Genomic DNA, 6000 nt, shown 5'->3' with positions numbered 1-6000 from the left:
ATCCCCTAGCTCCGGCGTATCCAGCGTGCAGTTATCGCCTTCAACCACCTCAATATCCTTCACAGCCCCATCAGAAAGTATTGCTTACTCTAATATCTACGTATATACGCTGCTTAATACGACAAGTACTAATTACATTTCTTCGGAGACTAGCGGAGGTCAAACTTACTATTATTATGCTAGTCCTGGAGCAGCATTATTGGCGTTAAATCAGCTTACTGGATCAAAATACGTGAATGTAAGTACTACCTCTTCATCAGGAGCATTTGAATTTACCTATAATGGCCAGACATATTATGCAACAGTCAAATCTTCAAATCCAGTTGCGATTACCTTCCCGGTGGCAGGAGATCCACTTGTGGGTAGCGACGTGGCACCCGCAGGCTCCACCATAGGTGTACTTATTCTATTCCCAAGTACCACTCCAGTGTTCCAGTATCAGACCATAACTATCCAGATAATACCCAACATAGGATCACCGCTGACTCTCTCCGAGTACGTATACCAACCCGATGGCTTCATCACGACGATAGGATAAGGAGGTAGGTCAAATGACCGATCTTTTTTCAAGTCAATTTTTTGTTGTTTTCTTCTCTGTAGGAGTTCCTATTTCCATATTCTTCGTTTTGCTATTCTTTTTTGTATTAAGACCTGGTAGAATAAATCTTAACATTAGAAGATCCTCCAATCCAAGTTCAGTACAGCCTAACACTTTCCAAGCCTCCTCAGTCAACATATCAACTCAACAACCCCCTCAACCCTCAACTCAATCTCAGCCACAACAGGATCTATCCAAGATTACATCCAGGGTAGATAAGATGCAGGCTGATCTCGCGAAGATGATCACGGACACATCCACAGAATTAAAGCAGTCAATAGATAACTTGGGTAAGGGACTAGAGGATCTGGCTCTGGCAATAAAGGCCACGAAGAGCGACGCTGAATCTCCATTCAATTTTATTCCAATTAACGAGCCCGAGCAGAAGAGCGAAATCCCGGCTAAATCAACGAACCTATCCACCTATACTCCTCCTTCAAATAATTCATCGAGTCAGGCTGGGCTTCCCAAAGTCGATATAAGGAAGTTAGTACAACTTTCAATTCTTCTAGCCATTCTAGATTACGATAAGGTAAAGATCAGGGCACTTCTCAACTTAGGTCTAATCACACCTGAGGATCTTGAGCTGATAGCTAAAATCGAGGATATCATTCAGAAGAATCGTCCAAAGATTGACGCAACCGAACTAGCTCTTATAGCCTACGACATAGCCAAGAGCTATGATTCTGCTGACTCAGAGTTAGTCAGATATATGTCAGTTCTTCTTGGTGATGGCAATGGCAGGAGAAATAATCAGTGAGTCAATACTTATCATAGCTAGCGTAACCCTTGTGGGTGTCTTGGTCGCAGGCGTTTACTACTCTCTGACAAGTATTAGTTCAGGTATGAGTTCCATGTCACTTTCACTGGCGCAAAAAATGACTACTGACCTTAAAATCGTGTACGTCACTAACACCTCTTCCGATACTGTGGTCATCTATCTGCAGAATATAGGGGAGACCAGCATCCTAATGTCCTCATCCACTCTGTTCTTTGGGAAAGTGTATCAACTTCAGCCTACGGGATATTCCACTACATCTCCGCCTAACTGGACCTCCTCAGTAACAATTTTATCTCCAGGTAGCACGGCCAAGATTACTCTTACGCTTCCTGCTCCCCTCCAGCAGGGACAATATTATGAGGTCATGTTTGATGCACAGAACGGCTATGAAACAAATTATGTATTTGAGGTGATGTAATGGGAGTCTCAAATGTCATAGCCTTCTCCCTTACTATGTTCATAGGTCTGGCCTCCCTGGGGGCGGTTTTTCTCGTGGTCTCAAACGTTATAGGGGTTATAGAGAAATCCGAAAACATAAGGCAGACCCTCTATCTGAACCAGCTTAACTCTAGGATTTTCATAAAGAATGTAACTTATTCAGGCAATGACTTAGTTATCACAGTCACAAATAACGGATCTGTACCATTATGGGACTTTCAACAATTTGCAGTGGTCGTGCAATATTATGCTAATGTTAGCAATAAATCGACTCTGTCCATATCCCTGTATAATTTCTCCACATCCCCAACTCCCTATCAATGGACGTCATCCCAGATCTTGGAACCGGATAGTAGTGCCCAATTCTTGGTTGTACTGCCTTACTCACCTTATTCTAACGCCCCTTCTACTGTAGTTATCTCTACAAACTACGGTAATGTAGCCGTGTGGAGGGGTAACCTATGATAATCCCCACAACAAATGAGGAGCTGGATAGGAGACTTGGGGGAGTTCCCTTCCCTGCACTCATAATGATAGAGGGAGATCATGGGACTGGAAAGAGTGTGATGGGGGCGCAGTTCGTGTACGGTCTACTGTCTGCTGGTAAGTCGGGTTACATCATCACCACTGAGCAGTCATCGTATGGTTACCTCAAGAAGATGAGAGAAGTAAAGATTGACCTGATACCTTTCTTCTTGAGGGGAAAGTTAGGAATGGCTCCCCTAAACACGAGCAGGTTCAGCTGGAATTCATCCCTAGCCAAGAAGCTTCTCTATTTCATCCTCGAGTTCATAAAAAGGGTGAAGGATTTTGTTCTAATTGACAGTTTTACAGTTATATCCACCTTCTCCAAGGCAGAGGATCTCATGGAATTCCTTAAGGGATTAAGGGTTGCAGTCTCCCATGGAAAGGAGGTAATCATCACGGTTCATCCGAATGCGTTCAGCGAGGAACTGGTAACTAGGGTAAGAAGCGAGACTGACGTATATTTCAAGACCTCTTCTGCAACAATAGGAAACAGGAGAGTTAAGGTAATAGAGAAGATAAAGACTAGCGAAAGTACCTTCGGCACGGACTCCATTTCCTTTGATGTGGATCCCAGCTTGGGAGTAAAGGTAGTTCCATTAACTTTGTCGAGGGCTTAGCCATGAGCGAATACCTTCAAAGCTATATAAATGGGCTTGAGGATAAACCTGAGATAGTTGAGGATCCTACCAGATATAAGGGGTCCAAGGTCTTCAATATAATTTACAGGGTATCCGAACAGATTTTCATTCACGTGGTGAGCAGAAGGTCAGACGACGGTTATTATCAATATTTTGTCATAGAACCTCCAAGACCTCCGGCGAATATTCTGGAAGACGTAGAGATTCAGTTTGCAAAGTTAATCAACTACAAGGAAAAGGTTCCCGACTCTGTTCAGGAGAAGGAGAAAAAGATGAGAGCTATCTTGGAGAAGGTAAGGACAAAGGGCTTCAATAGGGAGTACATTATCTATCACTTCATTCGTGACAAATTGTATACTGGACCCATTGAACCCCTCATAAGAGACCCCTACATTGAGGACATAAGCCTTCCGGGGCTTGGAAACGTTTACATTGTACACAAGCTATTCGGCGCAATGAAAACCAATATCAGGATTGACGATCAGCAGGAGCTAGACGAGTTGATTGTGACGCTTAGCGAAAAGACACTGAGGCCAGTATCCCATAATAGGCCTATCATTGATGCTTCTCTCCCAGATGGCTCTAGGGTCAACTTCGTGTATGGAACTGACGTAAGTAGGAGGGGGTCCAATCTAACCATAAGGAAGTTCAGCAAGGTTCCACTCAGCATCACACAGGTTGTCTCAAGTGGAAGCATGTCTGCCATGCTGGCAGCATACCTTTGGATGATGTTAGACGAGGGAATGAACCTCTTCGTATGCGGAGAGACAGCATCTGGGAAAACTACGTCTCTTAATGCAATCACGGCATTTATTCCACCTAACCTCAAGATAATTACTATCGAAGATACCCCAGAGCTTACTGTTCCCCACGAGAATTGGGTCGCAGAGGTGACCAGGGATACGGGTGGCAAGGGAAGTGTAAAGTTGTTTGATCTACTTAAGGCCGCTCTGAGGCAGAGGCCCAATTACATTCTAGTGGGCGAGATAAGAGATAAGGAGGGGAATGTGGCGTTTCAGGCAATGCAGACAGGTCACTCGGTTATGGCTACCTTTCATGCCGCGAATATTAGGACGCTAGTTCAAAGACTGAGCGGATATCCTATAGAGGTTCCGAAGTCCTATATTAATAATCTAAATCTTGCGCTATTTCAGAGTGCTCTCTACGACAAGAAGGGTAACTTGGTTAGAAGGGTTATTGAAGTGGATGAGATCATTGACGTAGATCCAGTAACCAGCGACGTTATATTTGTACCAGCCTTTACCTACGATCCGGTCTACGATAAGATTAACTTTGCGGGGAAGGGTTCCTCCTACCTCATAGAGAACAAGATAGCTGTAAGGAGGGGAATAGACAGAAGGAATATGAACCTTTTATACGACGATCTAAATCAAAGAGCGCAATTCATAAAGACTCTCGTTGAGAGGAAAATATTCAATTATTTTGATGTATGGAACTGGATTCTCAAGGCTAGACAAATAGGAATAGAGGAGGCGATTAGGCAAATTGCAACTGCGTAGACAGGATGAGGTTGACTCAAAATTCATTTTCCTTGTCGCCTACATCTTAGCCCTATTTACGGCAGATCTTCCCCCTGAAAATATAATAGTGACCCTCTCAGGTCTCAAGTATTTCGGAGAATACTCCAAGACATTCAGTAGGCTCGCGACTCTCATTCATGGTTACAGGTATAAATTCTCAACTGCGATAAATATTATGAGCTCCAAGGTGTACATCAAGCCATTCAGGGAGTTCATGATAAGGTTTTCACAGGCTTTGTCCCATGGCGACGAAATGATATCATTCTTGAACAGAGAGATAGATATGACCCTAAACGACTTTAATGCAGATATGAACAGGAAAATCGAGTCCATGAATAACTTCCTCGCGATCTATGGAAGTCTTAGCAGTTCCCTCGTTTTCCTCATGGTAAATCTCACTCTGGTGTCGATTCTCTTCGACGTTGGAACCTCTGCCCTTTACCTTCTTTCCCTAGCAATGGTTGCAGTAATAGGTCTCCTGACCCTAGTTGTATACATGCTTTATAGACCTGAAGTTTACGTGATCCTGAAGAGAAATGAAAAGCTAGTTGGAGTGGTAGGAGTAACATTGGCCGGGATTATTATGCTTCTCCAGAGAAATTATATTTCCATAGCAATAGCTGGAGGAGTATTAATTGGGACAGGTATATTCTTCAGGACAAAGGAAAGGCGATTGAGCACATTGGAGAGACATTACGTTGCCTTCGTCACATATTTTTCCAGAACCTATCACGTGGTGAGTAACTTGATGGATACTTTTCTTAGCGTCATGAGGGGAGATCTGGGTTCCATGAGACCACTGGTAACCTCTTCGCTCAACAGGCTTAAGTTTGGCGTCAAGAAATCCCTAATCTTTGAGATGATGGGAGAGGAAAGTGGAAGTGTTTTAATCTTAATGATGAATAGAATAATATCCGCCACAATAGAGCTCGGAGGAAATGTAAAAGAGGTGGGTGAAACTGTCTCAAGGATAGGGACAACGTTACTCAACCTGAGGGCCAGAAGAGAGCAGAACGGAAGGGCGTTTGAGGCCTCCGTGTTTGCTATGCAGGGAGCCAGTTCAGCCATAGGTGGATCTCTTCTAGCCCTCATTCAAGTATTCGAGACCATATTCAGTAGTAACGCGATAAACACAATTTTCACTCTTGGGCAGGTCAGTATTCCCCAGCTATCGTTGCTTCTATTAGCTATTCTGGTAGCATTGTCTTTTGCCAACGGAATCTCTATTGCAATTGCGTATGGTAAGACGTTCTATTCCTCCCTTTACTTTGTGGGAATACTTCTGATAATTACAGCTTTAAGTTTTCATTTCACTTACGTTCTTACACAGGGTATATTCTCGGGTATATTCCAGGGACTACCCACTATAACTAGTGTTCCAGGGAATATCTGAATTATGAATCCTCCCTCCTCACTTATAAGCTTTTATTTGTTGTACTGGTAAATTGCTGGAACCAGCAAAAACGGTTCATCTCT

The 6000-nt window shown here is 43.4% G+C and carries 6 protein-coding genes and 1 pseudogene; all 7 read left to right on the top strand.

The genetic code is table 11. The features are described 5' to 3' along the window. Positions 1–538 (top strand): annotated as a pseudogene (locus L3N51_RS10045) (archaellin/type IV pilin N-terminal domain-containing protein); the annotation flags it as partial. Positions 539–551: 13 nt separating this feature from the next. Beyond that, a complete protein-coding gene (locus tag L3N51_RS10040; protein WP_238027087.1) occupies positions 552–1358 on the top strand; it encodes a hypothetical protein in 807 nt (268 codons plus the stop codon). Further along, positions 1336–1797 carry a hypothetical protein gene (locus tag L3N51_RS10035; protein WP_238027086.1) on the top strand — a complete coding sequence of 154 codons (462 nt, stop codon included), beginning with the start codon at positions 1336–1338 and terminating at the stop codon, positions 1795–1797. The genes L3N51_RS10040 and L3N51_RS10035 overlap by 23 nt, the downstream gene beginning before the upstream one ends. Beyond that, complete coding sequence (locus L3N51_RS10030) at positions 1797–2282, top strand: hypothetical protein (RefSeq protein WP_238027085.1); 486 nt, start codon at positions 1797–1799, stop codon at positions 2280–2282. The genes L3N51_RS10035 and L3N51_RS10030 overlap by 1 nt, the downstream gene beginning before the upstream one ends. Continuing rightward, positions 2279–2962, top strand: a complete 684-nt coding sequence (locus tag L3N51_RS10025) for an ATPase domain-containing protein (RefSeq protein WP_238027084.1) — start codon at positions 2279–2281, stop codon at positions 2960–2962. The genes L3N51_RS10030 and L3N51_RS10025 overlap by 4 nt, the downstream gene beginning before the upstream one ends. A gap of 2 nt (positions 2963–2964) precedes the next feature. Continuing rightward, a complete protein-coding gene (locus L3N51_RS10020) occupies positions 2965–4503 on the top strand; it encodes a type II/IV secretion system ATPase subunit (RefSeq protein WP_238027083.1) in 1539 nt (512 codons plus the stop codon). Further along, the gene (locus L3N51_RS10015) at positions 4490–5917 is read left to right on the top strand and encodes a flagellar protein FlaJ (protein ID WP_238027082.1); all 1428 of its coding nucleotides are present in this window, start codon (positions 4490–4492) and stop codon (positions 5915–5917) included. Before L3N51_RS10020 ends, L3N51_RS10015 begins: the two co-directional genes overlap by 14 nt. Positions 5918–6000 lie beyond the last annotated feature (83 nt).

This window comes from Metallosphaera javensis (ex Hofmann et al. 2022), from assembly GCF_022064045.1.
GTDB lineage: Archaea > Thermoproteota > Thermoprotei_A > Sulfolobales > Sulfolobaceae > Metallosphaera > Metallosphaera javensis.
This window is presented reverse-complemented; position numbering and strand designations above follow the sequence as displayed.

Bases quoted from the DNA above. Each gene is read 5' to 3' on its own strand.
- L3N51_RS10025 (WP_238027084.1), top strand. From the start codon at position 2,279: ATGATAATCCCCACAACAAATGAGGAGCTGGATAGGAGACTTGGGGGA.
- L3N51_RS10035 (WP_238027086.1), top strand. From the start codon at position 1,336: ATGGCAGGAGAAATAATCAGTGAGTCAATACTTATCATAGCTAGCGTA.
- L3N51_RS10030 (WP_238027085.1), top strand. From the start codon at position 1,797: ATGGGAGTCTCAAATGTCATAGCCTTCTCCCTTACTATGTTCATAGGT.
- L3N51_RS10040 (WP_238027087.1), top strand. From the start codon at position 552: ATGACCGATCTTTTTTCAAGTCAATTTTTTGTTGTTTTCTTCTCTGTA.
- L3N51_RS10020 (WP_238027083.1), top strand. From the start codon at position 2,965: ATGAGCGAATACCTTCAAAGCTATATAAATGGGCTTGAGGATAAACCT.